Here is an 18,197-nt window from a genome sequence, read left to right as displayed (position 1 = left end):
GTGGATGAAGGAAGACTTCGACGGACTTCGCAGGACTTCGGGAAGTGACCGGATGCTAGGAAGGAGGGGACGCGGGGCATATACGGCACATGGCGTACATCCGAGAGAATGGGCGCATGCAAGCCCATTTCCACAACGACCGCGTGTTCACCGTGCCGGGTTTCCTCTCCCCGGAGGAATGCACCGAGGTGATCGCGCTGGCGGAGCAGAGCGGCTTCGAGGCCGCGACGGTGCGGCTGGAAGCGGGGCAGCAGCTGCTGGCCCACATCCGCAACAACGAGCGGACGATGGCGGCGAGCGCCGCCTGGGTCGAACGGCTGTGGGGACGCTTGCGGCAGCTGCCGCTGCCGGAGCTCGACGGCTCGCGCGCGGTGGGCCTGCCGCGGGAGCTGCGCTTCTACAAGTACTCGGCGGGCCAGCGCTTCCGGATGCACAAGGACGGGCCGTGGCGCGAGGACGGCCTGGTGAGCCGGCTGAGCTTCCTGGTCTACCTGAACGAAGGCTTCGAGGGCGGCGAGACGGGCTTCCGCGACTTCGCCGTGCGGCCCCGGACCGGTGGCGCGCTGGTCTTCGTGCACGACACCTGGCACGAGGGCTCGCCGGTGACCTCGGGCACCAAGTACGTGCTGCGCTCGGACGTGATGTACGCGCCGGTGGTCGATGTCCCGGATTCGCGCTTCGATTCGAAGTTCGACTCCGGCTTCGACTCACGGTTCTGAGGCGCGTGCGATTCGACCCTCGGCGGTGGTGACCGCTCGTAACACCTCGAAGAAGTGTGCGTGCACCGGCGGCGCTGTCATGCCGTTGATGCAACATGCTGCCCCTTCCCGGGACGAGGTCGTGACCTCGGGGAATGGGGCTCAAGAAGAACTCCGAACAACAGGAAAGAACCAGGAGGTACCGCGATGACGATGACTGCAATGACGATGACGGCCCCGCGGCCGGGCGCGATGGTCCGGATGGCCAAGGCGATGCTGGCGGCGCTGATGCTGCTGGTGGCGATGCTGACGGGCACGTCGGCCTGGGCGGCGCGCGACGACGGCCAGTGGCAGATCCTGAACGCGCGCTACGGCACGGCGCAGCGCAACATGGACGTGACCGACCGGCTGCGCGACCTGGCGCGGCGCGACGACCGCGTGCGGGTGAGCAACGAGCTGTTCGGCAACGATCCGGCCTACGGTCAGACGAAGACGCTGCGCATCTACGCGCGCAACCGCAACGGCGACAACCGCACCTTCGAATTCCGCGAGGGCAGCGTCATCGACGGCAATGACTTCACCGGCTGGCGCGGCGGCGAATGGGGCCAGGGCGGCGGCAACGGCAACTGGGAAGGCGGAGGCGGCGGCCGCGACGACGGCGCCTACGCGATCCTGGGCGCGCGCTACGGCGTTCCCGAAGCCAGCATCGACGTGACCCCCCGCCTGCGCGAGCTGGCGCGCCGCGACGCGAAGGTGCGGGTGACCAACGACCTGTTCCGCGACGATCCGGCGGTGGGCCGCACGAAGGTGCTGCGCATCTATGCCCGCGACCGCAGCGGCCAGGTGAAGACTTTCGACTACCGCGAAGGCTCGTGGATCGACGGCGGCCAGTTCACCGGCTGGGGCCGCGGCGACTGGGGGCAGGGCGGCTGGAACGGCGGCTGGGACGGCCGTCCGGGCAGCCCGACCAACCCTGGCGGCTACAACCCCGGCGGCCAGGGTCCGTCCGCGGACCAGCGCCTGACCATCGTGCGCGCCACCTACGGCAAGGGGATCCGCATGTTCGACGTGACGGATCGCCTGCGCGGCAACATCCGTGGTGGCGTGCTCGACGTGCGGGTCGACAACGACCTGTTCGGCGCCGATCCGGCCAGCGGCGAGACCAAGACGCTGCGCGTGACCTTCACGGTGGGCCGCGGCAGGGAGCAGACGCGGGAAGTGCGTGAGGGCGACCGGATCCGGCTGCCTTGAGGGCTTGATGACGCGCTGCCTTGTCGGCGAGCGTAAATCGATGTCGGATTTGACGAGGGCCCCGCAAGGGGCCCTTTTCACTGCTTGTGAGAAAATCTGAAAATGTGGCAGAGTGCCACAACTGAGTGCAACTTCCCACGAGGCAGTCATGAGTTCGAATTCGATCCGGATCAGCAACCAGCTCTTCAGGGACGCTCAAGAGACTGGCGAGTACGTGGCCCGCTCCGCGGCGCAGCAGGTGGAGTTCTGGGCGCGTATCGGGCAGGCCTTGGAGGTCTCCGGTGTCCGCTCGCAACTGCTGTTGGAACTGCTGCGCGGCGATCACGGCACGCAGGCCACGGCTCGTGTCGAGGACGATCTGCGTGCGGCCAAACAACTCGAACAGACGCGCGACATCGAAGCGGTCAAATCCGGGAAGTCGAAACCTGCTGACTTGATCTGGTTCACCGAGGAGCGGGCCAAGAATGCGAAGGCTCTGGACTCTCCCTACTGACCATGACGACGCGCCCGCAGTTGCCCGACGATGAAGCTCCGTTGGAGGGGCCTTTGCTGGACCGGGTGCTCACCAGCCTGCCGGTCGGCGTGATCCTGGTGGGCGGACAGGCGCTGGGCTTCTGGATGAAGCGCTTTGGCCTGTCGACGGACGGCGCGGCCGTCACTGCGGATGCGGACGTGATCGGTGGCGTCGCGGATGCGAATGAAATGGCCAGGCGCCTCGGTGCCCGCGTGCAGCTGCCCAAGAAGACCGCGCGGACATCACTGGTCGCTCAGGTGCGGATTCCGGCACCCGCGATGAAGGAAGGCAATGTCGATGTGCTGCACATGCTCTTCGCCAGCGGCGGCTTGCAGAAATGCGGCGTGTTCACCCGGCGGGTCATTGCGGGATGTCTGACCTTTGAACTCGGGGACGGGCAGATCCTGCGCGTGATGAGTCCTTTTGACGTGCTCGAATCGCGCGTCCACAATCTTGCGGGATTGCGCGACAGCAAGGGTGAACACGTTGAGACCCAGACCAGATGGGCCGTGCAGGTTGCGAAAGCGGCGCTGTTCTCCCAGGCTGGCGGAAGTGCCGAATTCGCCGCCCGCCTCGGGGCAGCGATCCAACGGATCTTTCAACTGGCAAAGAGCTCACCGGGACGTCGGGCGTACCGGCAGTACGGCATCGATGTGCTCGACGCCATCGACGCCGACCTGCTGCAGGCCATGGTGCCGTCCTGCGCGCCGCAACTTGTTCCGGTCCGGGAACTCCAGATGGAGCGGGACACCGTCCACCCTTGATTCCGAGGTGTCGGGCGCCGGAGGAGGGCGCTCGCGGAGATCGGTCAGAACATCGTCGACCGATGCGCGCCGAAGCCGGCCATCGCGCCGTCGGACACGGCGAGCGTGACGCTGCCGGCCGCGCGGGCCGCGTCGCCGCAGGCGAAGACGTGGGGCACGGTGGTGTCCTGCATGGCACCGACCTTGATGAAGGGACCCATCGGGCCGTCTTCCATCGCGCAGCCGAGTTGCGCGGCGATCGTGCTCGACGGCGTCGTGCGCGGCTGGGTGAAGAGGCCGTCCATCGTCAGCGTCCGGCCGTCCTGCAACACGACGTCGGCGAAGCCGTCGATGCGGGCGATCGGCGTGGGCTCGACGCGGGTGCCGCGGCGGGCGAACTCGTCGAGATCGTCGGCGCTGGGTTCGTAGGCGCCGTTCAGGAACAGCGTCGGCACGCCCCAGTCCGGCAGCATCATCGCGTGGTGCTGCGCCAGCGGCGACGCGGCGACGATGCCGATGCGGCCCTGGTCCAGCTCGTAGCCGTGGCAGTACGGGCAATGGAAGACGCTGCGCCCCCAGCGCTCCGCAAGACCTGGCACTGGCGGCAGTTCATCGCGGACGCCGGTGGCGAGGATCAACCGCCCGGCGCTGACCGCGACATCGCCGACGCGGAACTCCAGGCGGCCGTCCGGTGCCACGCGTCCGTCGTCGGCGAGTCCGGCCATCCACTGCACGGTCGGATAGAGCCGCAACTGACGGCGCGCTTCCTCGGCGATCGCACCGGGCGCGCGGCCGTCCTGCGTCAGGAAGCCATGCGCCTCGCCGTCGTGGTCGTCGACGCACTGGTTGCGCCGTTTCCCCGCGTCGACCACGAGCACCTGGCGCCGCGCGCGGGCCAACTGCAGGGCGGCGGCCATGCCGGCATAGCTGCCGCCGATGACGGCGAAATCAATCTTCATGGTGATGCTCCTCGAGTCGATGGGGCGCGTGGCCGAGCTCGACCATGCGCTGGTGGAAGTCGCGGGACAGCGTGGCCAGCGTCACCGACCCGAGCCGCTTCAGCAGGAGCGCTTCCGCTTCCTGCACGGCGTTGCCGAGCGCGTCGTTGACGGCGCGGGCGACGAGGCATTCCGGGTGCTCCTCGCGGAAGCCGAGCGACACGAGCGCCGGACCGCCGAGCGCCTCATGCACGTCGCGCAGGGTGATGCGATCGAGCGGGCACGACAGCACCCACCCGCCGCCGTGGCCCTTCGCGGACGCGACGAAACCTGCCTCACGCAGGCCGCCCATGAGACGGCGCAGCACGACCGGGTTGGTCCGCATCGCGGCGGCGAGCGACTCGGACGTGGACGGGCCCTCGCCCTCGGCCATGTGCAGCAGCACGTGGAGGACGTCGGACAGCTGGCTGTTGGATTTCATGCAACATTATGAGTTGCATGATTGAAACCTTGCCGTCGCCAGGGTCGAATCCTGGAGACGGAGGGGCCGGTCAGGACCCCAACTGCTCCCGCCACTGCGCCGGCGTCCTTCCCTCCCACCGCCGGAACGCGCGCTGGAACGAATTGGCCTCTTCGAAGCCAAGGAAGAACGCGATCTCGCCGGGCGTGAACGCCGTGTCCGCGAGCAGGCGTCTCGCCGTCTCCAGCCGGACGTGATCGAGGACGCTCTGATAGCTGGTGCCTGCCTCGCCGAGGCGGCGCTGGAGCGATCGGGCGCTCATGTTGAGCGCGCGCGCCAGCGAGTCGATGGTGGGGCGGTCGCCGCGCATCATTTTCATCAGGGCCGAGCGGGCCTGCGTCTCGATGCTCAGTTCGCCCAACGCGTCGAGTTGCGCATCGAGCGCCGGCACGAGCACGGCGAGCAGGTCCTCGTTGCGCGTGACGAAGGGCAGGTCCAGCGCCGCTGCGTCATAGACCAGCGCGTCGCCGATGCAACCCGTGCGCACCTCGCAACCGAAGTACGCCGCGTAGGGCGCGGTGTCCGACGGCGTTCGCATCAGTTCCAGGCGGCGGGGCACGACGGTGCGACCGGTGCCCACGCGCGCCAGCGCATGAGCCGACGCGAAGGCCGCGTCGCTGATGATCGGCGGGCAGGACTCCTTGGCCAGGATCCAATGGAAACTCAGCCGGGCCAGATCGCGTTCGCCGCTGATTTCGTCGCTGCTGCCGCGTGCGCCTTCGCTTGCGTCGGCGCTTGAGCGTTCGACGCGCACTTCTTCCGGACAGCACAGGCCCTTGTAGCGCGCCAGCCGACCCAGCGCGTCGCCGAAGGTCGCCGAATGCAGCGCGGCCACCGAGACGGCCTCCAGTTGCGACGGGCCGACCTCGCCGCCGATCTTCAATCCGATCAAGGGGTCGCCCGAGAGCTCGGCGACGGCACGCCAGAAGGCGAAGAACTGCCGCGTGTCGAGACCGGTCCCCGGTCGACGCGTGAATCCTGCCGGAATCCCTGCCCGGGCGGCGGCGACGTCGACATCGAGCCCGAGCGCGGCCAGCCGCGCCGAGACGGACGCCACCATCGGGATATGGGTCGCTCTCATCGCATCGCCATCCTGATCATGCGGTCGAAGAGCCGGTCGGACAGGACGTAGCGCAGGAAGAGCATCGGGCTGGCGAGGAAGCCGCCGTGGTACCGGGCCCTCGGGCGCTTCGCCCTGAGCGCCTTGACGATGAGATCGCTGATCACTTCCGGTCCCGGGTTCCTGGTGATCTGCTTCTGCAGGTCGTTGAACTTGTTGGCAAGCGCCGCGTAGGCGCCGGTGCCGGAGTAGCGCAGCGCTTCCTCCGTGGCAATCCCGGCCCACTCCGACGCGACGCCGCCTGGCTCGATCACGACGACGTCGATGCCGAACTGTGCCACCTCGTTGCGGAGCGCGTCCGAGTAGCCTTCCAACGCGAACTTCGAGGCGTGGTACCAGCCGCCCATCGGCGAGGCAAGCTTGCCGCCGATGGACGAGATGTTGACGATCTTCCCGTGGCCCTGCGCCCGCATGCGAGGCAGGCACAGCTGGATCAGCCGCGCCGCGCCGAACAGGTTGGTCTCCATCTGCCGGCGGCCTTCATCGAGGGGCACGTCCTCCAGCGCGCCGTACTGGCCGTAGCCGGCGTTGTTGATGAGGACATCGATGCGCCCGTGCTCCGCGAGGATCCGTTCGACCGCGGAGGACATCGAGGCCTCGTCCGTCACGTCCATGGTCAGCGCCCTGCCGCCAGCCGCGCGGATGTCTGCCATCCGGTCGAAGCGCCGGGCGGCGGCATAAACGAGGTAGCCCTCGGCGATGAGGCGCAGGGCGAAGTCCTTGCCCATGCCGGAGGAGGCGCCGGTGACGAGGGCGACGGGTGATTGCTGGAGACGCATGTCGAGGTGCTGGAGGTTGACGTGCCCTCATGGTCCGGGAGCGGCGCCCCGCGCGCCAATCCGATTCCGCCAGCCTTGCATCCGATCACGCCATCCCGACGCCACCCACTGCGCCGATGGGCCGCTGCCGGCGAGCACCTCGTCGGATGCTCGCCAGTCGGCCCTCAGACCTCCCACTGCGGATGCATCTCCCTCACCCGCGTGAGCGCCATGGCCGCGGCCGCCGTGCGGGTCTCCACGCCGAGCTTGGCGTGGATGCGCTCCAGGTGCTTCTTCACCGTCGCGGGGCTGGCGCCGAGGATCTCGCCGATGTCGCGGTTGATCTTGCCCTTCACGACCCAGTAGAGCACCTCGGCCTCGCGCGCCGTCAGGCTGAAGGCGAGGCCCAGCGAGCGGATCACCGCGACGTCCGAGACCTCGCGCATCACGATCAGCCAGTCGCCGCCGGCCGCCGCGCCCACGCCGGCCACGCCGGGCGTTTCCTCGCCGCCGATGCAGTGATGCAGCCGGAAGCTCAGCCGCCGAGCGCCGAGTTCCGCGCACAGCCGCGCCGGCTCCTGCGGCGGCATGCCGTCCGCGGGCGTGTGGCTCGCCATCTCGTCGAGCGTCTTGCGCAACCACGCCAGCACCGGCGCCGGCGTCTGCGGCGCGATCGTGCCGTAGTAGAGCTGCAGCAGCTCGCGCGCCAGCGGCGTCTGCCACAGCAGCCGGCCCGAGGACGCGCGCACCGCGATGCTCGCGTAGCCGAAGGCGTCCAGCGCCTGGCGCGTCTGCCGCGCCTGCCGCGCGCCCTGCAGGTGGACCTGCATGCGCGCCAGCACCGCGCGCGGATCGAGCGGCTTGGTCACGTAGTCGACGCCGCCGGCCTGCAGCGCGGCGACCAGATGCTCCGTCTCCGTCAGCCCCGTCATGAAAATGATCGGGATGTGCGCCGTCGAGGGATCGGCCTTCAGACGACGCGCGACCTCGAAGCCGTCCATGCCCGGCATCATCGCGTCCAGCAGCACGATGTCCGGCCGGCCCTGCTGCACGCAGGCCAGCGCGGCTTCGCCGCTGGTCGCCGCCAGCACGATGTAGCCGTGCTCGTCCAGCGCATCGTGCAGCAGCGACAGGTTGTCGGGCACGTCGTCCACCATCAGGACGCGATCGCCTTGCTGCTGGTCCAGCAGCGCGGCCACGGCGGAAGGAAGCGGAGAGTTCATCGCAGGTCGTCCAACATCGGTCGCAGGCAAGTCCACGGGCATCACGGGTGGCACGGGCATCTCGGGTGTGACGGGCGTCGTCATGACCGCGCTCACGCCGGGTTCTCGCTGCGCGCCAGGCCGCGCAGCATCGCTTCGAACTGGAACTGCCGCGCTAACGCGCGTTGCGCTTCGCAGAACGGGCGCCACGCAGTATCGGCCGCCTCGATCTCGTCGAGCTGCTGCAGCACGCCGCGGTAGTAGCCGAGCTGCAGCGCCTCGCGCAGGCCGGTCAGACGCTCGGCGGGCGGTGTCTCGACGGGCGCAGCCGTCGGTTGCGGATCGGGCGTCGCGCGCTCGGGGCCGACGCGCCATGAGAGCGACAGCTGCTCGGTCAGCCAGTCCAGCAGCAGTTCGTGCCGGACCGGCTTGAGGATGAAGTCGCGCGCGGCGATGCCGGCGTCGTTCTCCTGGCCGCGCTCGAACGCGTTCGCCGAGACCACCGCCACCGCCGGCGCGTTCACGCCGAGCTCGCCCAGCATCCGCCGCAGTCGCCGGATCGTTTCCCAGCCGTCGATGCCCGGCATCGCGAGGTCCATCAGCACGGCGTCCGGCACCCAGCCGGCCGCGACGAGGTCCAGCGCATCGTGGCCGCTCGACGCGTCGCGCACGGTGAAGCCGAGCGGCTCGAGCAGCTCGATGAGCAGCTGGCGGTCGTCCGATTCGTTGTCGACGATCAGCACCCGCGGCGAGACGCCGTCCAGGCCGAGGCGCTCCTTGGCCGCGCGGCGCATGCGCGGCGTGTCCCAGATGCGGCCGTGCAGTTCGGGCAGGAACAGGCGCACGCGGAAGGTCGAGCCCCGGCCAGGCTCGCTGGTGGCCGACATCTCGCCGCCCATCAGCGCCGTCAGCATCTTGGCGATCGTCAGCCCCAGCCCCGCGCCCGGCGCGCCGCCGGCGCCGCTCGTTCCGCGCGCGAAGGGCTCGAAGATCCGCGCCAGCTCCGCCGCGTCCATGCCGGGCCCGGTGTCGGCGATCTCCAGCGTCGCCATCTCGCGGCCGTGGCGCACGCGCAGCGTGACCTCGCCCTCGGCGGTGAACTTGATGGCGTTGCCCAGCAGGTTGATCAGGATCTGGCGCAGGCGCTGCTCGTCCGCGCGCACCCACTCGGGCAGCGTGCCTTGCGGCTCGAAGCGGAAGCTCAAGCCCTTCGCCGCGGCCTGCGGTTCGAACATGTCGGCCAGCTCGCGCAGCAGCTCGTCGAAACGCACCGGCGCGGGTTCGAGGCTCAGCCGGCCGGCTTCGATGCGCGCGATGTCCAGCGTGCCATCGATCAGCTGCATCAGGTGCTCGCCGCCGCGCTTGATGACCTGCACCGCCTGCCGCCGCTGCGGCGGCAGCGAGGCGTCCGCCGCCATCAGCTGCGCGTAGCCGAGGATGCTGTTCAGCGGCGTGCGCAGCTCATGGCTGATGGTGCTGATGTAGCGGCTCTTGGCCTGATTGGCGGCTTCGGCCGCGGCCTGCGCGCGCTCGGCCTGCAGGCGCGCGCCCTGCAGCGCCTCGTCGGTGCGGCGGTGGGAGGCGATCTCGCGCATCAGCGCCTGCGTCTGCCGCATCGATTCCTCCTGCGCGACGACGCGGCTCTGGTGTGCCAACACCAGCCACCACGCGACCGTGCCCGCCACGAGCAGCAGCGCGAAGAAGGCCTTCAACATGCCTGCCTTCAGACTGGCGCGGAGCGCATCCTGTGCGGCCGCGTCGATGAGCGGCAACTGCTGCAATTGCTGGTGATAGAGCAGCCCGAACAGCGTCGCCAGCAGCGGCGTCAGCACCAGCATCAGCAGCAGGTAGTGGCCGAGCCCGGTGTCGATGTAGCGCCAGCTGCGCTGCGGCAGCACGCGGCGCAGGGCGGCGGTCCATTGCGCGGAGAGGCTCGCTTGCGGCTTGCACAGGTCGCCGCAACGCGCGTCCAGCGTGCAGCACAGCGAGCAGATCGGGCCGCGATACGCCGGGCAGTGCGCCATGTCCGGGCCTTCGTAGTCGCGCTCGCAGATCACGCAGCGGCGCACGCCTTCCGCCGTCTCCGTCTGGAGTCCTGCGGTCTGGATCTCCGCCAACGGCCGGGCAAGGTAGTAGCGGCCTTTCGTCGCCCACGCGATCAACGGCGCGGTGACGAGGGCCGTCACCATCGCGATCGCCGCCGACCATGCCTGCGCCAGGTCGCCCATCATCCCCAGGTGCGCCGCCACCGACAGCACCGACGCCAGCGCCATGGCGCCGACGCCGACCGGGTTCACGTCGTACAGGTGCGCGCGTTTGAACTCGATGCCCGGCGGCGAGAGTCCCAGCGGCTTGTTGATCACGAGGTCCGCGACGACGGCCATGATCCACGCGATGGCGATGTTGGCGTAGAGGCCGAGCACATGCCCGAGCGCCTCGAACACGTTCATCGACATCAGCATGAAGGCGATCAGCGTGTTGAAGACGACCCAGACGACGCGGCCCGGATGGCTGTGCGTCAAGCGCGAGAAGAAGTTGCTCCACGCCAGCGAGCCCGCGTAGGCGTTGGTGACGTTGATCTTGAGCTGCGAGACGACGACGAACAGCGCCGTCACGGCGACCGCCCAGCCGTACTGCGGGAACACGTACTCGTAGGCGGCGAGGTACATCTGGTTGGGGTCGACCGCGCGCTCGGCGGGCACCGCATGGCTGACGGCGAGGTAGGCCAGCAGCGCGCCGCCCAGCATCTTCAGCACGCCCAGGACGATCCAGCCCGGCCCGCCGGCCAGCACCGCGGCCCACCAGCGCAGGCGGTTCTCCTTCGTCTGGCGGGGCATGAAGCGCAGGTAGTCGGCCTGCTCGCCCATCTGGGTGATGAGCGCCACCCCGACGGTCAGCGCCGCACCGAAGGCGTGCACGTCGAAGGCCGCCGTGCCCGACTGCGACCCAACCTGGGTCGTGATGCCTTCGAACGCACCAGGATGAAGCCACCCGACCCACGCGAAGGGCAGCACCAGCAGCGCCAGCCACAGCGGCTGGGTCCACAGCTGCAACCGGCTGATGGCGGAGATGCCGTGCGTCACCAGCGGGATCACCACCACCGCGCAGATCAGGTAGCCCCACTGCGGCGGGATGTCGAGCGCCAGCTCCAGCGCATAGGCCATCACCGCCGCCTCGAGGGCGAAGAAGATGAAGGTGAAGCTCGCGTAGATCAGCGAGGTCAGCGTCGAGCCGATGTAGCCGAAGCCCGCACCGCGCGTCAGCAGGTCCATGTCCACGCCGTGCCGCGCGGCGTAGACGCTGATCGGCAGGCCGGCCAGGAAGATGATCAGGCCCGTCGCCAGGATCGCCAGCGCGGCGTTGGTCCAGCCGTAGTGCAGCAGCAGCGTGGCGCCCACGGCCTCCAGGATCAGGAAGGACGCCGCGCCGAAAGCCGTGTTGGCCACCCGCCAGGTCGACCAGCGCCGGAAACGGTGCGGCGTGTAGCGCAGCGCATAGTCCTCCAGCGTCTCGCGCGCCACCCAGGCGTTGTAGTCCCGCCGCAGCTTGATGATGTGCTGCGGGGCGTCTTGAGCGGGGAGAGGGGCGTCCATGGGGCAGTCGAGAACTGCATGAACCATGCCGGGACCGGGCGCGCCGGCCGAGGGGCCGGGGTCCGCTTCCTCCGTGTCCCTCCTTCGACTGCCTCCCGGCAGTCGAATTCCCTCCTTGACCTCCGGAAACGGACCCCGGCCCCTCGGCCTCCGATACGCTCGTGGTGAGCGCCTCGCTGCACCGGCATGGGGCTTGCTAGAGAGGGACACCATGGAATTGACGCCTCGCGAAAAAGACAAGCTGCTGATCTTCACCGCCGCACTGCTCGCCGAGCGGCGCAAGGCCAGAGGTGTGAAGCTCAACTATCCGGAGGCCGTCGCCTACCTCAGCGCCGCCGTCATGGAAGGCGCCCGCGACGGCAAGACCGTCGCCCAGATGATGAAGGAAGGCCGCGAGCTCCTCACCCGCGACGACGTCATGGACGGCGTGCCCGAAATGATCCCCGACATCCAGGTCGAGGCCACCTTCCCCGACGGCACCAAGCTCGTCACCGTCCACCAGCCGATCCCTTGATCCATTGATCCCCTTGAGGACAGCGATGACCGCACGACTCCTTCCCGCGTCCCTCACCGACGCCGCCGTGACCGCCCTCCAGGCGCTCGCCCTGACCGTCGCCGCCGTGCTCCCCGTCTTCGTGTTCGCCCACACCGGCGACGGCAGCCTGCACGACCACGCCGCGCAGAGCGCCGGTGCCGCCTTCGGCGACGGCTTCACCCATCCGTTCACCGGCCTCGACCACCTCGCCGCAATGCTCGCCGTCGGCCTGTGGAGCGCGCTGACGCAGACCGGCCGCCGCATGCTGGCCGCCCCGTTCGCGTTCGCCGGGTTGCTGCTGGCGGGCGCGCTGGTCGGCCTTGCGCTGGCCGATGAAGGCCTGCGGGTGCCAGGTGTTGAGCCGATGGTCGCCGCGTCGGTGTTGGTGCTGGGACTGGTCGCTGCCGCGCGCTGGCGTCTGGGTGCGACGGCCTCGGCCGCGCTGGTCGGGGCTTTCGCGGTCTTCCACGGCCTGGCGCACGGCGCCGAGCTGCAGGGCGGTGCCGCGCTCGCCGGCATGGTGCTCGCCACCGCGCTGCTGCATGCGGGCGGTCTCGCTCTCGGACTGAAGCTGCGCGCGCTCGCTCCGGTGTGGTCGCGCGCCGCGGGGGGCGCGATCGCGTTGCTCGGCCTGGGCCTGGTGGCACGCATGGTGGTCGCATGACGCCCGGCATGACGCCTGGTGAGTTGCTGGTCGACGACGGCGACCTCGCGCTCAATCCGGGCCGCCGCACGCTGGTGCTCACCGTGGTCAACGGCGCGGACCGGCCCATCCAGGTCGGTTCCCACTACCACTTCGCCGAGACCAACGGCGCGCTGGTCTTCGACCGCGAGGCCGCGCGCGGCATGCGCCTGAACATCGCGTCCGGCACCGCCGTGCGCTTCGAGCCCGGCCAGCAACGCACCGTGGAGCTGGTCGATTACGTCGGCAGCCGCGAGGTCTGGGGCTTCCGCGGCCTGATCCAGGGAGCGCTCTGATGGCCCGTATCGGCAAACGTGCCTACGCCGAGATGTTCGGCCCGACCGTCGGCGACCGCGTCCGGCTGGCCGACACGGCACTCGTGATCGAGGTCGAGCAAGACCTGATCCTGCGCGCCGGTGGCTACGGCGAGGAAGTGAAGTTCGGCGGCGGCAAGACGATCCGCGACGGCATGGCGCAGTCGCAGCGCACGCGCGCGCAAGGCGCCGTGGACACGGTGATGACCAACGCGCTGATCCTCGACCACTGGGGCATCGTCAAGGCCGACATCGGCCTGAAGGACCACCGCATCGTCGCGATCGGCAAGGCCGGCAACCCGGACACGCAACCCGGCGTGGACATCGTCATCGGCCCCGGCACCGAGGTCATCGCCTGCGAGGGCGCGATCGTCACCGCCGGCGCGATCGATTCGCACATCCACTTCATCTGCCCGCAGCAGATCGAGGAGGCGCTGGCCAGCGGCGTGACGACGATGCTGGGCGGCGGCACGGGGCCGGCGACGGGCACCTTCGCAACCACCTGCACGCCGGGTCCGTGGCACATCGAGCGCATGCTGCAGGCGGCCGACGCGTTCCCGATGAACCTGGGCTTCCTGGGCAAGGGCAACGCGAGCCGGCCCGAGGGCCTGGTCGAGCAGATCGAGGCCGGCGCGATCGGCCTGAAGCTGCACGAGGACTGGGGCACGACGCCGGCCGCGATCTCCAACTGTCTCGACGTGGCCGAGGTCACCGACACGCAGGTGGCGATCCACACGGACACGCTCAACGAGAGCGGCTTCGTCGAGGACACGGTGGCCGCCTTCAAGGGCCGCACGATCCACACCTTCCACACCGAGGGTGCCGGCGGCGGCCATGCGCCGGACATCCTGAAGGTGGTCGGCGAGGCCAACGTGCTGCCGAGCTCGACCAACCCGACGCGCCCCTACACGATCAACACGCTCGACGAACACGTCGACATGCTGATGGTCTGCCACCACCTGGACCCGGCGATCGCCGAGGACCTGGCCTTCGCCGAGAGCCGCATCCGCAAGGAGACGATCGCGGCCGAGGACATCCTGCACGACCTGGGCGCGATCAGCATGTTCAGCTCGGACTCGCAGGCGATGGGCCGCGTGGGCGAGGTGGTGCTGCGCTGCTGGCAGACCGCGCACAAGATGAAGCAGCAGCGCGGACAGTTGCCCGGCGACAGCGAGCGCCACGACAACGGCCGCGTGAAGCGCTATGTCGCCAAGCTGGCGATCAATCCGGCGATCGCGCACGGCGTGAGCCATGAAGTCGGCAGCATCGAGGTCGGCAAGTGGGCTGACCTGGTGATCTGGAAGCCGGCGTTCTTCGGCGTGAAGCCGTCGCTGATCCTCAAGGGCGGCGTGATCGCGATGGCGGCGATGGGCGATCCGAACGCGTCGATCCCGACGCCGCAGCCCGTCCACTACCGGCCGATGTTCGGCAGCTTCGGCGGCTCGCTGGCGCGGGCGTCGCTGAGCTTCGTGTCGCAGGCGGCGATCGCCGCGGGCGCGCCGGAGCGCTACGGCCTGGTCAAGACCGCCGTGGCGGTGAAAGGCATCCGCGGCGTGGGCAAGAAGGACATGGTCCACAATGCCTACGCCCCGCGGATGGAGGTCGATCCCCAGACGTACGCGGTGCGCGCCGACGGCCTGCTGCTGCACTGCGAGCCCGCCTCGGTGCTTCCGATGGCGCAGCGCTACTTCCTGTTCTGAATGATCCAAGTCTCCAAACTGCTGGCCCAGGGCGCCGGCCTCGCGCCCGTGCTGCTGAAGCGCGCCGCCACCGTGACGCTCGATTGGGACACGCGCCAGAAGAGCCGCTTCCAGGTCACCGACAGCCAGGGCCGCGAGCTCGGCGTCTTCCTGCCGCGCGGCACCGCGGTGCGTGGCGGCGACGTGCTGGTGACCGAGGACGGCTCGCTGGTCCGCGTCGTCGCGGCGCCGCAGGCGCTGCTGCGCATCACGGCCTGCGTGTCGCACGGCTCGCCGTTCGACCTGGTCCGCGCGGCGTATCACCTCGGCAACCGCCACGTGCAGATCGAGCTGAAGCCGGACCACCTCAAGATCGAGCCCGATCACGTGCTGGCCGACATGCTGCGCGCGATGCACCTGATCGTGAACGAGGTCGAGGAGGGCTTCGAGCCCGAAGCTGGTGCCTACGCGGCGGGCGGCCATGGCCACGCCCATGCGCATGACCACGGGTCGTCGCACGACCACGGTCATGGGCACGAGCAGGGCCACGGCCACGGCCACTCGCACGATCACAAGCCCGCGGCCAGGAAGACCATCGCGATCCAGGCCGCTCCGACCCCGCATGTGCACGGCCCAGGCTGTGGACACGATCACTGATCCCGTCATCGATCCCGTCCCGCCGCAGCTGCGCTTGACGTGGCTCGCGTCGCCGGCACTGCCGATCGGCGCGTTCTCGTATTCGGAAGTGCTGGAGGCGGCCGTCGAGCACGGCCTCGTGCACGACGACGTCAGTGCCGGCGCGTGGCTGAGCCAGCAGCTGCGCCTGCTGGCGCGCTCGGACCTCGCGGCGATCGCGCAGGGCATCGTCGCGTGGCGGGCCGGCGACGAGCCCGCGCTGCGCGAGATCGCCTGCTGGCTGCGCACGACGCGCGACGGCGCCGAGGCGCGCCTGCAGAGCGAGCAGATGGGGCAGTCGCTGCTGGTCTGGCTGCGTGGCCAGCCGATGGCCTCGGCGGACCAGTTGACGCTGCTGATCGACTGCTGCGCTGCGCAGCCCGCGCCCTATGCCTTCGTCATGTCGCTCGCGCTGGCGACGATCGCCGTCCCGGTCGAGCAGGCCTTGTTCTCGCAGGCCTTCGGCTGGGCGGAGAACCAGGTCCAGGCCGCTCTCAAGGCCGTGCCGCTGGGCCAGACCGCCGGCCAGCGCGTGCTGACGCGGCTGGCGTCCGAGATCCCCGCCGCGGTGGCCGAGGCCATCGCCACGCCGCCCGCGCGGCGGCAGCTGTTCGCGCCGATGCTGTCTGTCCTCGCGGCGCGCCACGAAACCCAGTACTCCCGATTGTTCCGATCATGAGCACGACCACCACGCCCACCTCGACCCCGGCTGCCTCCGCCCTGCATCACATCCCCGGCCGCACGAAGCGCCTGCCGCCGTTGCGCGTCGGCATCGGCGGTCCGGTGGGGTCGGGCAAGACGACGCTGCTGGAGATGCTCTGCAAGGCGATGCGCGACCGGTGGGACCTGGTCGCGATCACCAACGACATCTACACGAAGGAAGACCAGCGCCTGCTGACGATCAGCGGCGCGCTGCCCGCCGAGCGCATCCTGGGCGTGGAGACCGGCGGCTGCCCGCACACCGCCATCCGCGAGGACGCGTCGATCAACCTTGAGGCGATCGACCGCATGCTGGCCCAGTTCCCCGACGCGGACGTCGTGTTCATCGAGTCCGGCGGCGACAACCTCGCCGCGACCTTCAGCCCGGAACTGAGCGACCTGACGATCTACGTCATCGACGTCGCCGCCGGCGAGAAGATCCCGCGCAAGGGCGGACCCGGCATCACGAAGAGCGACCTGTTCGTGATCAACAAGACCGACCTCGCGCCGCATGTCGGCGCCAACCTCGACGTGATGCGGTCCGACACCGAGCGGATGCGGCCGACGCGCCCCTTCGTGATGACCAACCTCAAGACGCTCAGCGGGCTGGACGAGGTGGTCGCGTTCATCGAGCACAAGGGGATGCTGGGCACGGCCTGACCCCTTGGCAGGCGATGCGGGGCGACACCGGGCACCGCGGGGCACCGCGGTCGATCGACCACGCCCGAAGGAGGGAAGAACCCGTCCGCTGACCGCCGGACTGAACGGCGATGCACCCCTCCGCCTCGTTCTCCTCCACGGTGTCGTCGACCTCTTCCTGGGGCGACGACACGCGGCCCATCCTGCCGCCGCCGCGCGACGACGCTTCCTCGCTCCGGCAGTCCCGCAGTCCACCGCTGTCGGCGCAATCGCCGCAGGTGTCGATGTCGCCGGGCTCCCCAACGTCGGAAGCCCCCTTGATCGACGAGGCGCTCGAGGCCCTCGGGCCGCGCGGCGTGGACGAGACCGTGGTACTGGTCCGGCAACTGGTCCGCGGCGTCGATCTGCGCGTCGTGCGAGGCACGCCGGGCGAAGGCGTGGACCGGTTCGTGCGCGACGGCGTGTGGCGGGATCTTCCGGCGGCGCTGCGCGGGCCGGCGGCCGAGGCCCTCGAGCGGGAGCGCGACCGCGAGTGCCCGAGCGGCCGGCTGCGCGCCTTCATCGCGTCGATCGGCCGGGCCGCGATCAACATGACGCATTGCGGCGTCCGGAACTTCGCCTCGGTCGCGCTGCCGACGATGGTGCGGCAGGCCATCGGCCGCGCGCTGGACGTCGCCCTGGCCGAGGGTGTGTCCGAGACCGCGCGCACCTGGCTGTCCTGCGGGGCCCTGGCCGTGCCGGTGATCGGCCAGACCGTGCTGCTGATCCGCGACGAGGCGCGCGGCGAGGCGACGCCATACTCCCGCGCCACGCGGGCCGTGTTGATCGCGCTGCCGATGGGCACGGCCGCGCTGGGCGTGGCCACCGGCACCATGCTGTACGCGGGCACGCGCTTCGCGGAAGCCGTGCTCTATCCGCTGATGCGCGACAGCATCCAGGCCCGATGGCCGATGCTCACCGAGCCCGACAGCGGGCCGACGCGGAGCTCGCTCGCGCTCGCGGGACTGGGCTACGCGATCAACCAGCTGGCCGTGAGCCGCGCGTTCAGCGCCGCACCCGATTTGGGCCTGGACGCGCGCGGTCAGCCGCACACGCTGCTGCCGGGCGGCATCGTGCTGCGCGGGCTGTCCAACTGGGGCGGCGAGGCGCTCGACCTGTGGACCCTGCTGATGCTGCATCACGCCTGCCGCCACGGCACCGGCACGCAGGTCCGTATGCAGACCGGCCAGGCCAGCCTGCCCGAGGCGATGCGCACGCCGCGGCACTGGGACACGATGTCGGCGCGGGGCAGCTTCGTGGCCAGCTTCAACCAGCTCTACGACACGCTGGGAGCAGACACCACGCTGACGCGCTGGGTCCGGCCCGCGTTCGGCGCCGGCGCGCCGGTGGCCGCGGACTGGCTCACCGAACTGATCGTGGGCAGCCTGACGGCGCCGAGCTACCTGTTCTGGACCGACCCGCTGAACTCACGCGGCGTCGAACTGCAGACGCTGGAGGAGCAGGCCCGCGGCATCACGCCGCCGCGCCAGTACGCGGGCAACAACGCCGAGCCGCCGCTCGCGCCGGACGAGCACGCGGACGCGGTGTCGCTGACGGCGTTCCGCCGCTCCCCGCGGACGTAAAAAAGCCGCCGGTCG

At 70.0% G+C, this 18,197-nt stretch carries 18 protein-coding genes; 12 read left to right on the top strand and 6 right to left on the bottom strand.

Going from position 1 to position 18,197, the window contains the following annotated elements:
• Positions 1-116: 116 nt before the first annotated feature.
• The 4 genes from AC07OZ_RS26230 (at position 117) to AC07OZ_RS26215 (ending at position 3,227) form a co-directional block, all read left to right on the top strand.
• Entirely contained in the window at positions 117-719 is a 603-nt protein-coding gene (locus AC07OZ_RS26230) for a prolyl hydroxylase family protein (protein ID WP_495469983.1), read from the top strand.
• A gap of 186 nt (positions 720-905) precedes the next feature.
• On the top strand, positions 906-1,949 hold the full coding sequence (locus AC07OZ_RS26225; protein ID WP_495469982.1) for a DnaJ-like protein C-terminal domain-containing protein: 1,044 nt from the start codon (positions 906-908) through the stop codon (positions 1,947-1,949).
• 148 nt (positions 1,950-2,097) lie between these two features.
• Positions 2,098-2,442: a TA system antitoxin ParD family protein gene (locus tag AC07OZ_RS26220; protein WP_495469981.1), complete on the top strand. Its 345-nt coding sequence runs from the start codon at positions 2,098-2,100 to the stop codon at positions 2,440-2,442.
• Positions 2,443-2,444: 2 nt separating this feature from the next.
• The gene (locus tag AC07OZ_RS26215; protein WP_495469980.1) at positions 2,445-3,227 is read left to right on the top strand and encodes a hypothetical protein; all 783 of its coding nucleotides are present in this window, start codon (positions 2,445-2,447) and stop codon (positions 3,225-3,227) included.
• Between the two features lie 44 nt (positions 3,228-3,271).
• Here the strand turns inward: AC07OZ_RS26215 and AC07OZ_RS26210 are convergent, their stop codons facing one another.
• From AC07OZ_RS26210 to AC07OZ_RS26185, 6 genes are all read right to left on the bottom strand, one after another.
• Positions 3,272-4,165, bottom strand: coding sequence for an NAD(P)/FAD-dependent oxidoreductase (locus AC07OZ_RS26210; protein WP_495469979.1), 894 nt, complete (start codon positions 4,163-4,165; stop codon positions 3,272-3,274).
• Positions 4,155-4,625, bottom strand: a complete 471-nt coding sequence (locus tag AC07OZ_RS26205; RefSeq protein ID WP_495469978.1) for an Rrf2 family transcriptional regulator — start codon at positions 4,623-4,625, stop codon at positions 4,155-4,157. Before AC07OZ_RS26205 ends, AC07OZ_RS26210 begins: the two co-directional genes overlap by 11 nt.
• 70 nt (positions 4,626-4,695) lie before the next feature.
• Positions 4,696-5,745, bottom strand: a complete 1,050-nt coding sequence (locus AC07OZ_RS26200) for an AraC family transcriptional regulator (protein ID WP_495469977.1) — start codon at positions 5,743-5,745, stop codon at positions 4,696-4,698.
• A complete protein-coding gene (locus AC07OZ_RS26195) occupies positions 5,742-6,563 on the bottom strand; it encodes an oxidoreductase (RefSeq protein ID WP_495469976.1) in 822 nt (273 codons plus the stop codon). Before AC07OZ_RS26195 ends, AC07OZ_RS26200 begins: the two co-directional genes overlap by 4 nt.
• 164 nt (positions 6,564-6,727) lie before the next feature.
• Positions 6,728-7,765 (bottom strand): response regulator, encoded by a 1,038-nt coding sequence (locus AC07OZ_RS26190; protein WP_495469975.1) that lies wholly within the window; start codon positions 7,763-7,765, stop codon positions 6,728-6,730.
• A gap of 92 nt (positions 7,766-7,857) precedes the next feature.
• Positions 7,858-11,337, bottom strand: coding sequence for a hybrid sensor histidine kinase/response regulator (locus AC07OZ_RS26185; RefSeq protein ID WP_495469974.1), 3,480 nt, complete (start codon positions 11,335-11,337; stop codon positions 7,858-7,860).
• 211 nt (positions 11,338-11,548) lie between these two features.
• Here AC07OZ_RS26185 and AC07OZ_RS26180 point away from each other — a divergent pair, with 211 nt between their 5' ends.
• From AC07OZ_RS26180 to AC07OZ_RS26145, 8 genes are all read left to right on the top strand, one after another.
• Positions 11,549-11,851: an urease subunit gamma gene (locus tag AC07OZ_RS26180; RefSeq protein WP_495469973.1), complete on the top strand. Its 303-nt coding sequence runs from the start codon at positions 11,549-11,551 to the stop codon at positions 11,849-11,851.
• Positions 11,852-11,876: 25 nt separating this feature from the next.
• Positions 11,877-12,536 carry a HupE/UreJ family protein gene (locus AC07OZ_RS26175; protein ID WP_495469972.1) on the top strand — a complete coding sequence of 220 codons (660 nt, stop codon included), beginning with the start codon at positions 11,877-11,879 and terminating at the stop codon, positions 12,534-12,536.
• An 8-nt stretch (positions 12,537-12,544) separates the two neighbouring features.
• Positions 12,545-12,850: an urease subunit beta gene (locus AC07OZ_RS26170; RefSeq protein WP_495470072.1), complete on the top strand. Its 306-nt coding sequence runs from the start codon at positions 12,545-12,547 to the stop codon at positions 12,848-12,850.
• Positions 12,850-14,568 carry an urease subunit alpha gene (gene ureC, locus AC07OZ_RS26165; protein WP_495469971.1) on the top strand — a complete coding sequence of 573 codons (1,719 nt, stop codon included), beginning with the start codon at positions 12,850-12,852 and terminating at the stop codon, positions 14,566-14,568. Before AC07OZ_RS26170 ends, ureC begins: the two co-directional genes overlap by 1 nt.
• The gene (gene ureE, locus AC07OZ_RS26160) at positions 14,569-15,204 is read left to right on the top strand and encodes an urease accessory protein UreE (RefSeq protein ID WP_495469970.1); all 636 of its coding nucleotides are present in this window, start codon (positions 14,569-14,571) and stop codon (positions 15,202-15,204) included. It begins immediately after the preceding gene.
• Positions 15,170-15,901, top strand: coding sequence for an urease accessory protein UreF (locus AC07OZ_RS26155; protein ID WP_495469969.1), 732 nt, complete (start codon positions 15,170-15,172; stop codon positions 15,899-15,901). The genes ureE and AC07OZ_RS26155 overlap by 35 nt, the downstream gene beginning before the upstream one ends.
• The gene (ureG, locus tag AC07OZ_RS26150) at positions 15,898-16,581 is read left to right on the top strand and encodes an urease accessory protein UreG (protein WP_495469968.1); all 684 of its coding nucleotides are present in this window, start codon (positions 15,898-15,900) and stop codon (positions 16,579-16,581) included. The genes AC07OZ_RS26155 and ureG overlap by 4 nt, the downstream gene beginning before the upstream one ends.
• A gap of 110 nt (positions 16,582-16,691) precedes the next feature.
• Complete coding sequence (locus AC07OZ_RS26145) at positions 16,692-18,182, top strand: hypothetical protein (protein WP_495469967.1); 1,491 nt, start codon at positions 16,692-16,694, stop codon at positions 18,180-18,182.
• The last annotated feature ends 15 nt before the right edge of the window (positions 18,183-18,197 follow it).

Source organism: Roseateles sp. GW821-FHT09G03 (assembly GCF_059416045.1).
The sequence above is the reverse complement of the archived record's forward strand: the minus strand, read 5'-3'. Positions and strand labels throughout refer to the sequence as shown.